The 16,766-nt window shown below is 58.9% G+C and carries 11 protein-coding genes; 5 read left to right on the top strand and 6 right to left on the bottom strand.

All coding sequences use genetic code 11. The features are described from left to right. Positions 1-6 precede the first annotated feature (6 nt). From hcp to barA, 5 genes are all read right to left on the bottom strand, one after another. Positions 7-1,656: a hydroxylamine reductase gene (gene hcp, locus AB5Y97_RS17775; RefSeq protein WP_368158628.1), complete on the bottom strand. Its 1,650-nt coding sequence runs from the start codon at positions 1,654-1,656 to the stop codon at positions 7-9. Positions 1,657-1,945: 289 nt separating this feature from the next. Next, positions 1,946-2,413: a Dps family protein gene (locus AB5Y97_RS17770; RefSeq protein WP_005362843.1), complete on the bottom strand. Its 468-nt coding sequence runs from the start codon at positions 2,411-2,413 to the stop codon at positions 1,946-1,948. 155 nt (positions 2,414-2,568) lie between these two features. Then, complete coding sequence (locus AB5Y97_RS17765; RefSeq protein WP_368158606.1) at positions 2,569-3,456, bottom strand: N-acetylmuramoyl-L-alanine amidase; 888 nt, start codon at positions 3,454-3,456, stop codon at positions 2,569-2,571. A 34-nt stretch (positions 3,457-3,490) separates the two neighbouring features. Then, on the bottom strand, positions 3,491-3,970 hold the full coding sequence (locus AB5Y97_RS17760; RefSeq protein WP_005335594.1) for a DUF1456 family protein: 480 nt from the start codon (positions 3,968-3,970) through the stop codon (positions 3,491-3,493). 89 nt (positions 3,971-4,059) lie between these two features. After that, on the bottom strand, positions 4,060-6,777 hold the full coding sequence (gene barA / locus AB5Y97_RS17755) for a two-component sensor histidine kinase BarA (RefSeq protein WP_368158604.1): 2,718 nt from the start codon (positions 6,775-6,777) through the stop codon (positions 4,060-4,062). A gap of 153 nt (positions 6,778-6,930) precedes the next feature. Between barA and rlmD the strand changes: the two genes are divergently transcribed. From rlmD to eno, 5 genes are all read left to right on the top strand, one after another. Beyond that, entirely contained in the window at positions 6,931-8,253 is a 1,323-nt protein-coding gene (rlmD, locus tag AB5Y97_RS17750) for a 23S rRNA (uracil(1939)-C(5))-methyltransferase RlmD (RefSeq protein ID WP_100645155.1), read from the top strand. Between the two features lie 389 nt (positions 8,254-8,642). Further along, the gene (relA, locus tag AB5Y97_RS17745; protein WP_005335588.1) at positions 8,643-10,856 is read left to right on the top strand and encodes a GTP diphosphokinase; all 2,214 of its coding nucleotides are present in this window, start codon (positions 8,643-8,645) and stop codon (positions 10,854-10,856) included. A 73-nt stretch (positions 10,857-10,929) separates the two neighbouring features. Beyond that, a complete protein-coding gene (mazG, locus tag AB5Y97_RS17740) occupies positions 10,930-11,727 on the top strand; it encodes a nucleoside triphosphate pyrophosphohydrolase (protein WP_201946635.1) in 798 nt (265 codons plus the stop codon). Positions 11,728-11,868: 141 nt separating this feature from the next. Further along, positions 11,869-13,506: a glutamine hydrolyzing CTP synthase gene (gene pyrG / locus AB5Y97_RS17735; protein ID WP_005335584.1), complete on the top strand. Its 1,638-nt coding sequence runs from the start codon at positions 11,869-11,871 to the stop codon at positions 13,504-13,506. Positions 13,507-13,595: 89 nt separating this feature from the next. Further along, positions 13,596-14,897: a phosphopyruvate hydratase gene (gene eno / locus AB5Y97_RS17730; protein WP_005335583.1), complete on the top strand. Its 1,302-nt coding sequence runs from the start codon at positions 13,596-13,598 to the stop codon at positions 14,895-14,897. Positions 14,898-15,128: 231 nt separating this feature from the next. Here the strand turns inward: eno and AB5Y97_RS17725 are convergent. Then, a protein-coding gene (locus AB5Y97_RS17725) for an IS3-like element ISAs20 family transposase (RefSeq protein ID WP_088813959.1) occupies positions 15,129-16,690 on the bottom strand; the annotation gives its coding sequence in 2 pieces (ribosomal slippage) (positions 15,129-16,228 and positions 16,228-16,690; 1,563 coding nt in all). Positions 16,691-16,766: the final 76 nt, after the last annotated feature.

Below are 16,766 nucleotides of genomic sequence, written 5' to 3'. Positions count from 1 at the left end.
TGCCGATCAGGCCGCCAGGATCTCGGCCAGGTCAGCCTCGGCCGTGGTGGTCCCTTTCAGGCCAAACTGCTCCTCCAGTACCTTGAGCAGCGCCGGGGTGAGGAAGGCGGGGGAGGTCGGGCCGGTACGAATGTCCTTCACCCCGAGGGAGAGCAGGGTGAGCAGAATGACGATGGCTTTTTGCTCGAACCAGGAGAGCACCAGCGTCAGCGGCAGATCGTTGACCCCGCACTCGAACGCCTCGGAGAGTGCCAGCGCCAACTGGATGGCGGAGTAGGCATCGTTGCATTGACCCACGTCCAGCAGACGCGGAATGCCGCCGATGTCGCCAAAGTCGAGCTTGTTGAACTTGTATTTGCCGCAGCCCAGGGTGAGCAGCAGGCTGTCGTGCGGCGCCGCCTTGGCAAACTCGGTGAAGTAGGCGCGCTCGGCCTTGTCGCCGTCACAGCCACCTACCAGGAAGAAGTGGCTGATCTCCCCGGCTTTGACCTTCTCAATCACTGCGGGCGCAGCCTGCATCAGGGCGTTGCGGGCAAAGCCGATGGTGATGAAGTGCTCGAGCTCGGTGTGCTTGAAGCCTTCCAGCGCTTGGGCCTTGGCGATCACGGCGGAGAAATCATCTCCCTCCAGATGGGTTACGCCCGGCCAGCCGACGATGGAGCGGGTGAAGATGCGATCCGAGTAGTTGCCCACATTCGGGTCGATCATGCAGTTGGAGGTCATCACCACGGCGCCCGGGAAGTTGGCAAACTCCTTCTGCTGGTTTTGCCAGGCGGAGCCGTAGTTGCCCACCAGATGGGGGTACTGCTTGAAGAAGGGGTAAGCAAGCGCGGGCAGCATCTCGCCGTGGGTGTAGACATGGATGCCGGTCCCCTTGGTCTGCTCCAGAATGAGCTTGAGATCCATCATGTCGTGGCCGGAGACCAGAATGCACTTGCCGGGGATGGGGGTTACGCGTACCCGGGTCGGTTCCGGATGGCCGAAGGCGCTGGTTTCACCGAGATCCAGCATCTCCATGATTTTGAAGTTGAGCTGACCGATCTCCATGGCGCAGTTGAACAGGCGGCCCATTTCACTCGGATCTGTGCTGAGCCAGCTCATGATGCGGTGGAATTCGGCGGCCACCTCGTCACTCTGCTGATCCAGCACCCGGGCGTGCTCCATATAGGCGGCGGCACCCTTGAGGCCGTAGAGACAGAGCAGACGCAGCCCCATGATGTCTTCGTTCACCTCGTTCTTGCCCCGATTAGGGGCGGCTGGCGCGGCATGGGCAAGTTGTTCCAGCAGCTCGGCACCGGGTTCGAAGTAAGCGGAGTGTGGCAAATCGTTCACCTGCACCGCCATGGCGGTCAGACGATCGGCCAGCTGCTGGCGATAGGCGAGGGCCTGATTGACGTAGGCCACGATGCGATTCGAGTCGAAGTTGACGTTGGTGAGGGTGGCGAAGAAGGCCTTGGGCACGAAGGCATCGATCTCGCGGTCGATGATGCCCTGCTCGCGGGCGGCCAGCGCCCAGGCGCTGAGCCCCTGCAGGGTGTAGATCAGTACATCCTGCAGATCCGAGGTTTCCGCCGTCTTGCCGCACATACCTTGTGCGTAGGCACAGCCGTTGCCAGCCGGGGTACGAATTGTCTGTTCACATTGCACACAAAACATCATGCCTCTCCTAATTGGACATTTCAGTTGTCTGTTTTGTGGCGATTCTATTCCTCTCGCGAAAAACTTAATAGGCATTCAATTTGCCAATTAAGATTCCCTTGATGCAGATCAAAAACAAAAAAAGCCGCCCAAACAGGGCGGCAAGCGGGTGGATAAAAGGAGAGACAACTCAGGTTTGCAACAGAACATAACAATCAGATGGATTGGGCCGTGGTCTGGTCAGGAGCTTTCGGCCCGGTACTTACTCAAGCCAGCATACGTACGCTGTAGTCGGCTTGGTTCACTATCAGGCCAGATAAGCGCGCAGCATCCAGACCAGTTTTTCCTGCTGCTGCACATAGTCGGAGAGGATGGAGGCAGTGCCCTCATCACCGGCTTCGGCGGCCTGACCCAGAATACGGCGCTGGGCGACCAGCAGTTCGCGGAAGCTATCCAGCAGCGATTCGACACAGGCACGGCCATCGTGCAGCCCTTTTTGCTCCGGGATGGCAGAGACTTTCAGGTAGTCGCTGAAGCTGTGCATCGGCACGCCATCCAGGGTCAGGATCCGCTCGGCCAGTGCATCGACTTTCAGCAGCAGGTCGTTGTAAATCTCTTCAAATTTCAGGTGCAATTCGAAGAACTGGTTGCCACGGATATTCCAGTGGAAGCCGCGTACGTTCATGTAGAGGATCTGGTAGCTGGCCAGCAATTTGTTCAACTCGGCTGCCAGGGCTTGTGATTGAGCAGTATCAAGACCAATCGGGCTTTTCATCATTCACCTCCAGATTTGGAAATCGGTTTTAAATTCTCTTTTGGAACGCAGTCAGAATAACGCCTTGCAAAATGCAGGGACAATTGCTTGTGCCTAACTGTTTGATAGCTAACGGCTATCAAACAGTACGCAGCAACGGGGGCAATGGATGAGGATTAGGGGAAGTATTTTTCGAGCAGCGCCATCAGGATGGCCTGACACTCGCGGTCCGGTTTGCTATCGACCTTGCTGGCGCGAAAGTGGAGCTGAAAGGCGCCCATGACGGCGCGGCTCTGCTCATCCCACTGGCCGTTCCGGGGCAGGCCATAGCCATAGCGGGCCAGCTGCTGTTGCCACATGGCTGCATCCCAGTCGGGCAAGGGGCTGGCCAGTATCTCGGCCACCCGATCTTCATCGGGCCAGGCACCGACTCCGTACATCAGATAGAGCTGACGCCAGGGGAAGTGGGGGCCGGGATCCTGCTTGCGCTCGGGGGCGACATCGCTGTGGCCCAGCACCTGGGTCGGTGGAATCTGGTAGCGGGCGACCAGCTCCCGGCTGAGGGCGCCGACGGCAGCTATCTGCTGCGGGGTATAGGGTTGCCAGCGGCGGGCATCGGGGGCCAGCGGCTCATCTTCTGCTGGATAGCCGAGGTTGACGATTTCGATGCCAAGGGAGCTGGCATTGAGCCCGGCATATTGGTGCCAGCGGCTGCGTCCGACATGCCAGGCGCGCTGGCTATCCGGCACCAGCTGATAGACGGTGAGCGGTGTCTCGTGGCTGTCGCGGGGGATCAGGTAGTGGGCGCTCACCTTGTGCTCCGGCTCGGTCAGCAGGCGCAGGGAGTTGGCATCATCTTCGTCGGTGTAGTGGAGGATCAGAAAGGCGATCCGCTCGTTCTGGTTGGCGCTCTGATAGCGGGTCGAGAGCTGGTACTCGGACGGGGTACAGGCGCTCAGCAGCAGAACCAGTGGTAGAAAGAAAAGGGGAAGAAGACAGTGCCAGCGCCATCCCCCTGCTGCAGCCTGGCTGCTGAGCGTGGGAGGAGTGAGTCGCTGGCACATGTCGAAGGCCCTGTCTGGTCAGTCGCGCGGCTGGTCAGCCGCGGTATTTGGCCGTGAGACCGATCAGGAAGTTGCGCAGGATCTGATCCCCGCAATCCTGATAGTGCTTGTGATCCTTGGAGCGGAACAGGGCACTGAGCTCGGACTTGGAGAGGTTGAAGTCGGCGAGCTTGAGGGTGCCGAGCATATCCTCTTCCTTGAAGTTGAGACCGATGCGCAGCTTGCGCAGGATCATGTTGTTGTTGATCCGGTTCGGGATCACCTGGGCCGGTGCATCTTCGCGCACGCCGCGGCGGGCGATGATGAAACCGTCGAGGAACTGGCTCAGGGCCGAGTCGGGACAGGCGACATAGCCTGCCTCTTGCTCTTCACCTTCCGCCGCCTCTTTCATCAACCAGCTGTGCAGCTGGGCGTGAGTGACCGTCAGGTTGCCCTTGGCAAACATCTCGACCATCTGGTCGTTGCTGATGGTGAGGGCGTAGCGCAGACGGCGCAGAATATCGTTGTTGGTCATGCTGACTCCTGTGTAAACGGCGCAACTTTACCATCTGGCAGCCCTCGCGTCAGAAAAAGCGGGGGCCGCTACAGTTCAGATCAAGCTCATCAAGCCTTGCCGAGATAGCGTGGCGCCTCCTGGCGCACCAGTTCTAGCGCATCTTGCAGCTCCAGCAGCTCGGGTTCCAGCTCGCTCACCGGCACGCCGTCACGCAGCTGTTGCTCCAGCTGGGAGAGCAGCCGTTGAAGTCCCGGTACCCCGGAATAGGCACAGCCGCCGTTGAGGCGATGGAGCTGTGCCAACACCTCGCTATCTTCAATTTCGCCAGCCAGCGCGCTATCCAGCACAGGTTCCACTTCGTCGAAACTGGCCAGCAGCATGGTCAGCATCTCTCTGGCGAGATGCTCTTTCCCCGCCGCTTGCCGCACCGCCAGTGCCCAGTCGATCTGTTGGGCACCATTATTCTGGTGGCGGCGATGGGCAAAGTCGGTGATGAGCTGGGCCAGCATGCTCTCGTCGATGGGCTTGGCCAGATAGTCGTCCATCCCCTGCCGGATCAGCCGCTCCCGTTCGCCGGGAATGGCGTGGGCGGTCACCGCCACGATCGGGGTGGTGGTGTTGAGGGACTGGTTGCGGATCGCCTGGGTGGCGCTGATGCCATCCATGATCGGCATCTGGATATCCATGAAGATGATGTCGAACGGCTGGCTCTGGGCCTGCTTGACCGCCTCCTTGCCGTTTTTGCACACCACCACCTGACTCACCATCTCCTTGAGCATGGCGGCGATCAGCTTGAGGTTGGCGGCGTTATCGTCCACCGCCAGCACCTTGATTGGCTGCAACTGGCGCGGCGCAGGCTGGGCGGGCAGCTTCTGGCGGCTCGATTCCGGCGAGAGCAGGGCGTGCAGCAGCTTGCGGTGGTTGACCGGTTTGGAGAGACAGTGCTGGGCGCCATGGGCCAGCATAGCTTCATAGAGCGCTGGCTCGTGGCTGCTGAGCAGCACTATGGTGTTCTGCTGCTGGCCGTTCAGTCTGTCGAGACGGCCGATCACCTGCTGCGGCGTATGCAGGGTGCTGCTGCCGATGATCACCATCTCCTGCTCGCTCATCTCGGGCCAGGGAGCATCGCTGGTCAGTGGGTGCACGTCGAGGTGCCACTCCGCCAGCAGGGCGAGCAGAGAGGCTTGCGCGAAGGGATCCGGTTCCAGCAGCCAGAGCCGTTTGCCACGGATCCGATCCAGCGGCAGTTGATCGGTCTGGGGCAGTGGGGAGACCTCCACATCCAGACTGAAGGAGAAGATGGAGCCCTTGCCGAGTTCCGATTCGAAGCGGATCTGGCCGCCCATCTGCTGCACCAGCTTCTGGGTGATGACGAGGCCCAGGCCCGTGCCGCCATAACGGCGAGAGATGGAGGAGTCGGCCTGATTGAAGGCCTGGAACAGCTGATGTTGCTGCTCTTGGGAGATGCCGATGCCGGTATCGCGGATCTGGACGTTGAGCCTCACCTTGTGGTTGCCACTGCCGGTCTGCTCGATATGGACATCCACGTTGCCCTGTTCGGTGAACTTGATGGCGTTGCCGGTGAGGTTGGTCAGCACTTGTTGCAGACGCATGGGGTCGCCGGTGAGGTAATCCGGCACATCGGCATCCACCCGCAGGGAGAGCTCCAGCTGCTTGTCGTGGGCGCTGGGACCGAGCAGGTGCATGGTCTCGTTGAGGGTGTCGCGCAGGCTGAACGGGATATGCTCCAGCTGCAGCTTGCCCGCTTCCAGCTTCGAGAAGTCGAGGATGTCGTTGATGATGCCAAGCAGGTTGCGCGCCGACTTCTCGATGGTCTGCATGTAGTCGGTCTGGCTCGGGGTCAGGCTGGTTTTCAGCAACTGGCGGGTAAAACCGATGACCCCGTTGAGCGGGGTACGCAATTCGTGGGACATGTTGGCCAGAAACTCCGACTTGACCCGCGCCGCCTCCTGCGCCCGTTTCTTGGCCATGTCGAGTTCGACGTTCTGGATCTCGATCTGCTCCAGGGTTTCGCGCAAGTCAGAGGTGGCCTGATCGATATTCTGCTGCATCTCTTCGTGATATTCGGAGAGCGCCTTGGCCATGGCGTTGATGCCGTTTTTCAGCATATCCAGCTCGCCGGTGAGCTGGCCGCTGACCCGGGTATCGAGCCGCCCCTCCCTGATCTTGTGCACCGCCTGCACCATGTTGGTGATGGGTTGGGTCACGCTCTTGACCAGCCGGAAGCCAAACAGGGTACTGAAGGCCACCCCGATGAGCACCATGATCACCGCAAAGAAGGTGTCGCGGTACTGCAGCAGCATGGCCCTGTCGGTCGCCATCTGCATCGAGATGTAGCCGATCATCGGGGGCTCCACATCGCTGGGCAGCGGGAAGCCATCCAGACTGGTTTCAGCCTGGATTGGGGTGCGCAAAATGATGTCATCCCCCTGAAACGTCACGCTGGTCAGATCCGGAATGGGCTCGCCATCGGGCAGCCTGAGCCGGGTGAAATCCCGGTGGTAGTTCGAGGTGACGAACAGCTGGTTGTCCTGGGTGAAAACCGCGATGGATTTGATGAAGGGGGAGTTCTTGCGATGGGTCAGGCCAATCAGTCGCTTGAGGGATTCGCGACTGTGCTGGGTCATCCCGTATTCACTGGCTATCGCCAGCGGTTCGATGATGTTGATCCCCTGATCAATGAGGTTGTTTTCCAGCTGCTGGTAGCGGTGGAAGGTGAAGTAACCGGCCATCAGGCCACCGATGATCAGGGTCGGCAGGATGGTGAAGGCGAGAACGCGTGCTCTCAGGCCATATTTGGTCATACGAACAGGCCACCAGTGAACAGGGTTGGCGATAGGGTTGATGGCAATACACGGGCTCTGTGGCCGTATTTGGTCATACTATTATTCTTGTGGGACAATACCCGGCAGCAGATTCCACAATCATGACATAGCCACCTATAGGCACCAAGTTTTATGGCCCAGTTTTTCAAGCCCCAAAAGAAGTCCACCCAGCTCCAACGCATTGAATTTACGATAGACACCCTCGATCACCACTGCGTCGGTATCGGTCGCCATCAGGGCAAGGCGATCTTCGTCGAAGGGGCACTGCCCGGCGAGACCGTCAAGGCACGCATCACCGAAGAAAAAAAACAGTATGGTCACGCCGCCTTGCAACAGGTGGTGACCCCGGCGGCCAATCGTATCGCTCCCTTTTGCAGCCACTATCGCGAGTGCGGCGGTTGCAGTGCCCAGCACATGTCGGTTGCCGATCAGCAAGCCGCCAAGGCGGCGGGACTGGTCAGCCTGTTCGAGCGGTTGGGCAACATCAAGGCGCCTGCACTGGAGCCGGTACTGACCGGTGAAGATCGTGCCTACCGCCGGGTCTGTCGTCTGGCCATCAAATTTGACAAGAATGGTCGCTGCACCCGGGTCGGTTTCCGCCGCCGCAACAGCAACGATCTGGTGGAGATCGACAGTTGCCCTGTGCTGGCCGAGCCGCTCTCTGCGCTGATTGCCCCGCTGCGTGAGTGCCTCAATCGCCTCAAGAGCCAGCGCGAGCTGGGCCATGCGGAGCTAATCCAGGCCGAGCAGGGGATCATGATGCTGCTGCGCCACACCGGCCGCCCCAATGAGGCGGATCGTGCCCTGCTGGTGGAGTTTGCAAAAGCGCAGGGGATCGACCTCTATCTGCAGGCGGCCGATGATCGCATCGAAGCGCTGCAGCAACAATTTTCCCCATCCTACTCGCTGGATGGCCTGTCTCTTGCATTTGCTCCGGGTGACTTCATTCAGGTCAACGGCCCCATCAACCAGAGCATGGTTGAGCAGGCGCTGACATGGCTCGGGGCGAGCAAGGATGACAAGGTGCTCGATCTCTTCTGCGGCATCGGCAACTTCACCCTGCCGCTGGCCCGTCAGGCTCGCGAAGTGGTGGGTGTCGAAGGTGAACTGGCCATGGTGCAGCGGGCCGAAGAGAACGCCCGTCGCAACGGCATCACCAATGCCCGTTTCTACAAGGCCGACCTGAGCGATGACATCGTCGGCATGTCCTGGGCGCGGGAAGGGTTTGATCTGGTGCTGCTGGATCCGGCTCGCCCCGGCGCGCTGGAAGTGATGGGACACGTCGTGAAACTTTCCCCCAAGCGGGTGGTCTACGTCTCCTGTAACCCGGTCACCCTGGCGCGGGACAGTCAGGTGCTGGTGAAAGGGGGTTACCGTCTGGTGCGCCTCGGCATGCTCGACATGTTCCCTCACACCGGTCATCTGGAGTCCATGGCGCTGTTTGAACGGGAGTAAATGACTCATCAGTTCGGCGATGCGGATGTGCAATCCGGCATGTTCGTTACTCTTTGAGCAGGTGTGTATATGAAGTAATCCTGCTCATCGGTACGGCGATGCGGATGTGCAATCCGGCATGTCTGCGGCTGTTTGAGCAGGTGTGTATATGAAGTAATCCTGCTCATCAGTGCGGCGATGCGGATATGTAATCTGGCATGTCTGCGTCTGTTTGAGCTGATGTGATTGGGGTAATCTAGACCCTCGTCGTTCGGCAGGGCCTGTTGGCGCGCTCTATTGTCTTTCTGGACAATATGCCTTGAAAAGTGCGCTGGATATCCCCATTTGAGGCAATCTCATGAGGGGAGAAAGTGACAGCTTTCGGCCCGATAATTTAAAGGATTGATACCATGGTTGCGGTTCGCGATATTCATTTGAAAGACAACTTCACCCTGGAAGAGTGGGTCAGCTCGCTCTCCTTGAGTGACAGTGAAAAGGATCAGCTGCGAACCGTCTACCAGTATTGTCTGACGCTCGGTGACGAGGCGCTGACCAGCAAGCTGCTGGTACGCGGCATCGAAATGGTGGGCATCCTGCAGATGCTCAGCATGGATATCGGCACCCTCAAAGCGGCCATCATCTACCCCTTCGTCGAAGCCGGTCTCATCAGCCAGGAGCGGATGGACGAGGACTTCGGTTCCAAGATCGCCAAGCTGGTGGAAGGGGTGCTGGAGATGGAAGCCATCCGCTCCCTGCAAACCCTCCATCGCAGCGAAACCTCGCCGGAGCAGGTCGACAACGTGCGTCGCATGTTGCTTGCCATGGTCGAGGATGTGCGTGCCGTGGTGATCAAGCTGGCGGAGCGGATCGCCTGCCTGCGGGAAGCGAAGACGGCAGATGAAGAGACCCGGGTGCTGATGGCCCAGGAGATCACCAACATCTATGCGCCGCTCGCCAACCGTCTGGGCATCGGCCAGCTCAAGTGGGAGCTGGAGGATCTCGCCTTCCGTTACCTGCACCCGGATACCTACAAGCAGATCGCCAAGCAGCTCGACGAGAAGCGGCTCGACCGCGAGCGCTACATCCGCGAGTTTGTGCAATCCCTGCGTAATGGGTTGAAAGAGGCGGGAGTTGACGCCGAGGTGTACGGTCGGCCGAAACATATCTACAGCATCTGGCGCAAGATGCAGAAGAAGCACCTCGAATTCAACGAGTTGTTCGACGTGCGCGCAGTGCGGGTAGTGACCAAGCGGCTGCAGGATTGCTATGCGGCGCTCGGCATCGTCCATACCCAGTTCCACCACATTCCTCGCGAGTTTGACGACTATGTCGCCAACCCCAAACCCAACGGCTATCAGTCGATCCACACCGTAGTGGTGGGGCCTGAAGGCAAGACCGTCGAGATCCAGATCCGTACCGACCAGATGCATCAGGATGCCGAGCTCGGCGTCGCGGCGCACTGGCGCTACAAGGAAGGGGCACAGGCTGGCGGCAAGGCCAACACCTTCGAAGACAAGATCGAGTGGCTGCGCAAGCTGCTCGCCTGGCAGGAAGATCTCTCCGAAAGCGGCTCCCTGCTCGAAGACCTGCGCAGTCAGGTGTTCGAGGACCGGGTCTACGTCTTCACCCCGAAAGGGGATGTGATCGACCTGCCGGCTGGCGCTACCCCGCTTGATTTTGCCTATCACGTCCACAGCATGATCGGCCACCGCTGCATCGGCGCCAAGATTGACGGCCGCATCGTGCCGTTCACCTACGCGCTGCAGACCGGCGATCAGGTGGAGGTGATCACCCAGAAAGAGCCGAACCCGAGCCGCGACTGGATGAACCCCAACGCCGGTTTCCTGCGCTCCAGCCGGGCGCGGGCCAAGGTGGCGACCTGGTTCAGAAAACTGGATCGGGACAAGAATATCGTGGCCGGTCGCGAGCTGTTCGAGAAGGAGCTGGATCGCCACAACCTCAGCATGTCCAAGATCGACAAGGGCAACATGCTGCGCCGCTTCAATCTGGAGAGCACCGACGATCTGCTGGCTGGTATCGGCAGTGGCGATATCCGCATCAACCAGGTGCTCAACTATCTCGACACCTGCTACAACAAGCCGACGGCGGAAGAGGAAGATCGCCGCTTGCTGGAGAAGCTGGAGCAGAAGGCCAATGCGCCGATGCGCCACAAGCCCAAAGACCACATAGTGGTGGAAGGGGTTGGCAACTTGATGACCCATATTGCCCGCTGCTGTCAGCCCATTCCGGGGGACTCCATTCAGGGCTTTATTACCATGGGGCGCGGCGTATCCATTCACCGGGAAGATTGCGAGCAGCTCAAGGAGCTGTCACGTCGCAACCCTGAGCGGCTGATCGATGCGGTGTGGGGGGAGAACTACTCCGGCGGCTATGGCCTCACCATCAGAATCATCTCCAACGATCGCTCCGGCCTGCTGCGCGATATCACTACCGTGCTGGCCAACGAGAAGATCAATGTGATGGGGGTGCGCTCCCGCTCCAATGTGCGCGAGCAGACCGCCGAGATCGACATGGAGCTGGAGATTTACAACATCAACGCCTTCAACCGGGCGTTGGCCAAGCTCAGTCAGCTCAACGACGTGATCAGCGCCAAGCGGCTTTGATAGCGAACCGACCGGCCCCAGTGGCCGGTCTGTATTTATGACCCTTTTTGAACAAATCGAAAGCGAATATCTCATGTCCCAACGTTACGATCTGCCCCAACTGCTCGACATCATGGCTCGTTTGCGTGACCCGCAAAACGGCTGTCCCTGGGATCTGAAACAGGACTTCCAGAGCATAGTGCCGCACACCCTGGAAGAGGCCTACGAAGTGGCCGATGCCATCGAGACCGAGGATTGGCAGGGGCTGAAAGGGGAGTTGGGCGACCTGCTGTTTCAGGTGGTGTTTTACGCCCAGCTGGGTAAAGAGCGGGGCTTGTTCGACTTTGCCGATATCGTCGATACGGTGAGCGAAAAACTCATTCGCCGTCATCCCCATGTTTTTTCCGATGCAGATCTCTCCAGCGAGCAGGCGGTAAAAGCGAACTGGGAGGCGGAAAAGGCCAAAGAGCGGGCGGCCCTCGACAAAGAGAGCGTGCTGGACGATATCCCGCTCTCGCTGCCTGCCTTGACTCGCGCCGCCAAAATTCAGAAACGCTGCGCCACCGTCGGTTTTGACTGGAAGACGTTGGGGCCTGTGGTGGACAAGATCCACGAAGAGATCGACGAGGTGATGGAAGAGGCGCTGATGGCCGATGTGGACGAGGCTAGGGTGAGCGATGAGCTCGGCGACCTGCTGTTTGCCACCGTCAATCTGGTGCGTCATCTGGGCAAGGATCCGGAGCAGGTGCTGCGAGGTGCCAACGCCAAGTTCGAACGTCGTTTTCGTCAGGTTGAGCAGATAATCGCCGCAGAAGGCTTGAAAATGACCGATTGCACCCTCGAAAAGCTCGATGCCGCCTGGGATAAGGCGAAGGAAACCGAGCAAAGTTGATTTGGCGCAAGATGGGGGGGCGGTGAGCCTGATAGATTTTTGCTCATTGTTTGGGAGAGGGGTTTTTGGTATACTGTTTCCCCGTCCTGCTTCATCCCCGAAGCACCCCTTAAAATTCCCTAAACTTCTTTCAGGTTCAGCATGACGACCAAATATATTTTTGTTACTGGTGGCGTTGTTTCATCCCTCGGCAAAGGCATTGCCGCAGCTTCTCTGGCAGCCATTCTGGAAGCCCGTGGTCTGGATGTGACCATCATGAAACTGGACCCGTACATCAACGTGGATCCGGGCACCATGAGCCCGACCCAGCATGGTGAAGTGTTCGTAACCGAGGACGGGGCCGAAACCGATCTGGATTTGGGTCACTACGAGCGTTTCATCCGCACCAAGATGACCCGTCGCAACAACTTTACCACCGGCCGTATCTACGCCGACGTACTGCGTAAAGAGCGTCGTGGTGACTATCTGGGCGCCACCATTCAGGTTATCCCGCACATCACCAACGCCATCAAGGAGCGGGTGATTGCCGGTGCCGAAGGCCATCAGGTTGCCATCGTCGAAGTGGGCGGTACCGTAGGTGATATCGAGTCCCTGCCGTTCCTCGAAGCCATTCGTCAGCTGGCTGCCGAAGTGGGCCGCAACAATGCCATGTTCATGCACCTGACGCTGGTTCCTTACCTGGCTGCTGCCGGTGAAGTGAAGACCAAGCCGACCCAGCACTCCGTCAAAGAGCTGCTCTCCATCGGTATCCAGCCGGATGTGCTGATCTGCCGCTCTGACCGTGCCATTCCGGCCAACGAGCGCGCCAAGATTGCCCTGTTCTGCAACGTGCCCGAGCGCGCCGTCATCTCCATGAAAGACGTCGACTCCATCTACAAGATCCCGGCACTGCTGAAATCCCAGAATCTGGACTCCTACTTCACCGAGCGTTTCGGTCTGGAGTGCAAAGAGGCTGACTTGTCCGAGTGGGAACAGGTTATCTACGAAGAGGCCAACCCGACTGGTGAAGTGACCATCGGTATGGTCGGCAAGTACGTCTCCCTGCCGGACGCTTACAAGTCCGTCAACGAGGCGCTCAAGCACGGTGGTCTCAAGACCCGTCACTCCGTCAACATCAAGTACATCGACTCTCAGGACATCGAGACCCGTGGCGCCGAGCTGCTGGAAGGTCTGGACGCGATCCTGGTGCCGGGTGGCTTCGGTGAGCGCGGTGTGGAAGGCAAAATTTTGGCTGCCCAGTATGCCCGCGAGAACAAGATCCCCTACCTGGGTATCTGCCTCGGCATGCAGGTCGCCATGATCGAATTCGCTCGCAACGTGGCGGGCATGGAAGGGGCTCACTCCTCCGAATTCAAGAAAGATTGCGCGTACCCGGTCGTCGGCCTCATCACCGAGTGGGTGGATGAAGAGGGTAACGTCGAGACCCGTACCGAGAAGTCTGATCTGGGCGGTACCATGCGTCTGGGTTCCCAGCTCTGCCACCTGGTCGAAGATTCCAAGGTGCGTCAGATGTACGGCAGCCCGACCATTTACGAGCGTCACCGTCACCGTTACGAAGTAAACAACAAGCTGCTGCCGCAGATTGAAGCGGCAGGTCTGAAAGTGACCGGTCTCTCCGCCGACAAGAAGTTGGTGGAAATCATCGAGATCCCGGATCACCCCTGGTTCGTGGCTGCGCAGTTCCACCCGGAGTTCACCTCTACTCCTCGTGATGGCCACGCTCTGTTCGCCGGTTTTGTGAAGGCGGCAGGCGAGTATCAGAAGCGTAATTTGAAGTAATTGAAAATAAATGCGGTTGGGGCACTGTGCCACAGCCGCTTTTTTTGGCATATTTTTGTTGTTTTTTTACGAAACCTGAGGAAATACACATGTCCAAGATCGTTAAAGTGATCGGTCGTGAAATCATCGACTCCCGTGGTAACCCGACCGTTGAGGCCGAAGTTCACCTGGAAGGTGGTTTTGTTGGTATGGCAGCCGCTCCGTCTGGCGCGTCCACCGGTTCCCGCGAAGCGCTGGAACTGCGTGACGGCGACAAGAGCCGTTTCCTGGGTAAAGGCGTGCTGAAAGCCATCGAAGCCGTAAACGGCCCGATCGCTCAAGCTCTGCTGGGTAAAGATGCCAAGGACCAGGCCACTGTCGACCAGATCATGATCGACCTCGACGGTACCGAGAACAAATCCAAGTTCGGCGCCAACGCCATCCTGGCTGTTTCCCTGGCTAACGCCAAAGCTGCCGCTGCTGCCAAAGGCATGCCGCTGTACGCCCACATCGCCGAGCTGAACGGCACCCCGGGTGTTTACTCCATGCCGCTGCCGATGATGAACATCATCAACGGTGGTGAGCACGCCGACAACAACGTCGACATCCAGGAGTTCATGATCCAGCCGGTTGGCGCCAAGACCCTGAAAGAAGCCGTTCGCATGGGCGCAGAAGTGTTCCACAACCTGGCCAAAGTGCTGAAGTCCAAGGGCTACAACACTGCAGTTGGTGACGAAGGTGGTTTCGCTCCGAACCTGAAATCCAACGCCGAAGCGCTGGAAGTTATCGCTGAAGCCGTTGCCGCTGCCGGTTACAAACTGGGCACCGACATCACCCTGGCTATGGACTGCGCTGCTTCCGAGTTCTACGACGCAGAGAAGAAAGAGTACAACCTGAAAGGCGAAGGTCGTGTCTTCACCTCCAACGGTTTCTCCGACTTCCTGGCTGACCTGACCACCAAGTTCCCGATCGTCTCCATCGAAGATGGCCTGGACGAATCTGACTGGGAAGGTTTCGCCTACCAGACTGCTGAACTGGGCAAGAAAATCCAGATCGTTGGTGACGACCTGTTCGTAACCAACACCAAGATCCTGAAGCGCGGTATCGACAACGGCATCGCCAACTCCATCCTGATCAAGTTCAACCAGATCGGTTCCCTGACCGAAACTCTGGCTGCCATCAAGATGGCCAAAGACGCTGGCTACACTGCCGTCATCTCCCACCGCTCCGGTGAGACCGAAGACGCGACCATCGCCGACCTGGCTGTTGGTACCGCTGCTGGCCAGATCAAGACCGGTTCCATGAGCCGTTCTGACCGTGTTGCCAAGTACAACCAGCTGATCCGTATCGAAGAAGCTCTGGGTGCCAAAGCTCCTTTCCGCGGTCTGAAAGAAGTTAAAAACCAGGCTTAATTTGCTGGTTTGCCAGCCTCGGCTGGAATGAAAAAAACCGGAACCCTTGGGTTCCGGTTTTTTTATGTCTGATCCTTGCCACAACGCCCTGAGAGGCGAGGGCGTTGTGGCTCTGGTCTCGGGTCAGACAAAGGGGAGCGTGCGCTGATAGCGCCCTGCATGCGCCTGGAAGCCCAGCTTTTCAAACAGGGCGATCGGCGTTTTTCAAGATAGTTGTCGCGCAAAGCTGTTTTAAGCAGCCTCTTTTTGCTCCGGCTCGGGTTTCTCGGGCCGCTCCGGATTTAGCATCACGGCACCGATAGGTGTCCAGTCTCGCGTCTTGCCACTCCACCTCGCTGGGTGTTGTGCTCGGGCGGCCTGGTACACAGCATCCCGTTTCGCCAGCAGGGCTTTATCGTCACCCCGATGCCGCTCGTTGGGTGTGACGAAGCGGATACGGCTATGCCGGTGCTCTTCGTTATACCAGGCCATAAAGTCGCGCACCCACTCCCTGGCCGCTTCCAGACTGGCAAAGCCGTCTGATGGCCACTGCGGACAGTACTTCAGCGTCCTGAACAATGACTCCGAGTACGGATTATCGTTGCTGACCCGAGGCCGTCCCCGCGAGGGCGTGACACCCAGGTCATGCATCTTGGTCAGCAGCGTGACTGACTTCATTGGCGCGCCGTTGTCCGAGTGCAAGACCAGCGGCTGCTTCCAGCACTGCTCGCGGATGATGCTCCGTTGCAGCAACGCCGCCGCCCGTTCACCGCACTCTTGCTCATGCACTTCCCAGCCCACCCCTTTGCGGCTGTAGATGTCCTCTATCAGATAGAGGTAGTAATACTGGCCGCGCACGAGTGACGGCAAGTAGGTGATATCCCAGGACCACACTTGATTGGGCCCAGTCGCGGTATGGCTGGTTGGTACCGGCACATGGCGCGGTGGCTGGCTCCGGCCACGCCTGTGCTGCTGGTCAGCCGCCCGCAAGATGCGATAGAAGCTCGACTCACTGGCCAAGTAGCGCCCCTGGTCGGCCAGCCGTGGCACAATTTGACTCGGCGGCAACGAGGCGAACTCCTGGCTATTGCAGACGTCCAGCACGGCCTGCCGCTCCTCTGGGCTCAATGCATGAGCAGGTATGGAACGAACCGCATCCGGTCGCCTATCGGCACTCAGCTCAGGCCCGGCCAACCAGCGCTGGAGCGTGCGCAGACTCAGCCCCAACACCTCGGCCGCAGGATGCTTGCGGGCGCCAGCTTCAAGCGCTTCGCGCCACCATGCAACGTATTGCTGCCGCTCTGGCAACGAGGTCAGTTGTCCTCGTCGACGTTGCTCCAGTAGGCATCGAGCTTTTTTTGCAATATCAGCAGAGCTGCTGCCTCGGCCAGGGCCTTGTCTTTGCGCCGCAGCTCTTGCTCCAGTTGCCGGATACGCTTCTTGTCCGCTTTGGCCTGTGCCTTCTCCGCCTGTTGTAAGGTACGAGCGGATTGCTGGCCCAGAATACAGGCTTGGCGCCATTGCTGGACTTGCTCGGGATAGAGACCCTTACGGCGGCAGTACTCACTGAGTTCAATCTCGGAAAGCGCAGCGGTTTCCAGCACGACGGCGAACTTGGCCTCGGCGGGCCATTCATCGGTCAGTTTGTTGTCCCCGGGCACAGGAGACCCTCCGTCTTTGGCGTGTTTGCGCCAATTATACAGAGTGACCTCGCTGATGTTTTCCTGCCGAGCCAACTCGGCCACCGACATATTGATGGGCGGCAGCAGCTTCTTGAGCAAAGCAGCCTTGCGCTCACTTGAATAACGAGCCATTCGACACTCTTTATCCGCCCCCGGTCTTCACATTTAGATTATTCAGATTAGGCGACAACTATTCTGACACCGGGGG

The organism is Aeromonas sp. R10-2, from assembly GCF_040908445.1.
GTDB lineage: Bacteria > Pseudomonadota > Gammaproteobacteria > Enterobacterales > Aeromonadaceae > Aeromonas > Aeromonas veronii.
This window is presented reverse-complemented; position numbering and strand designations above follow the sequence as displayed.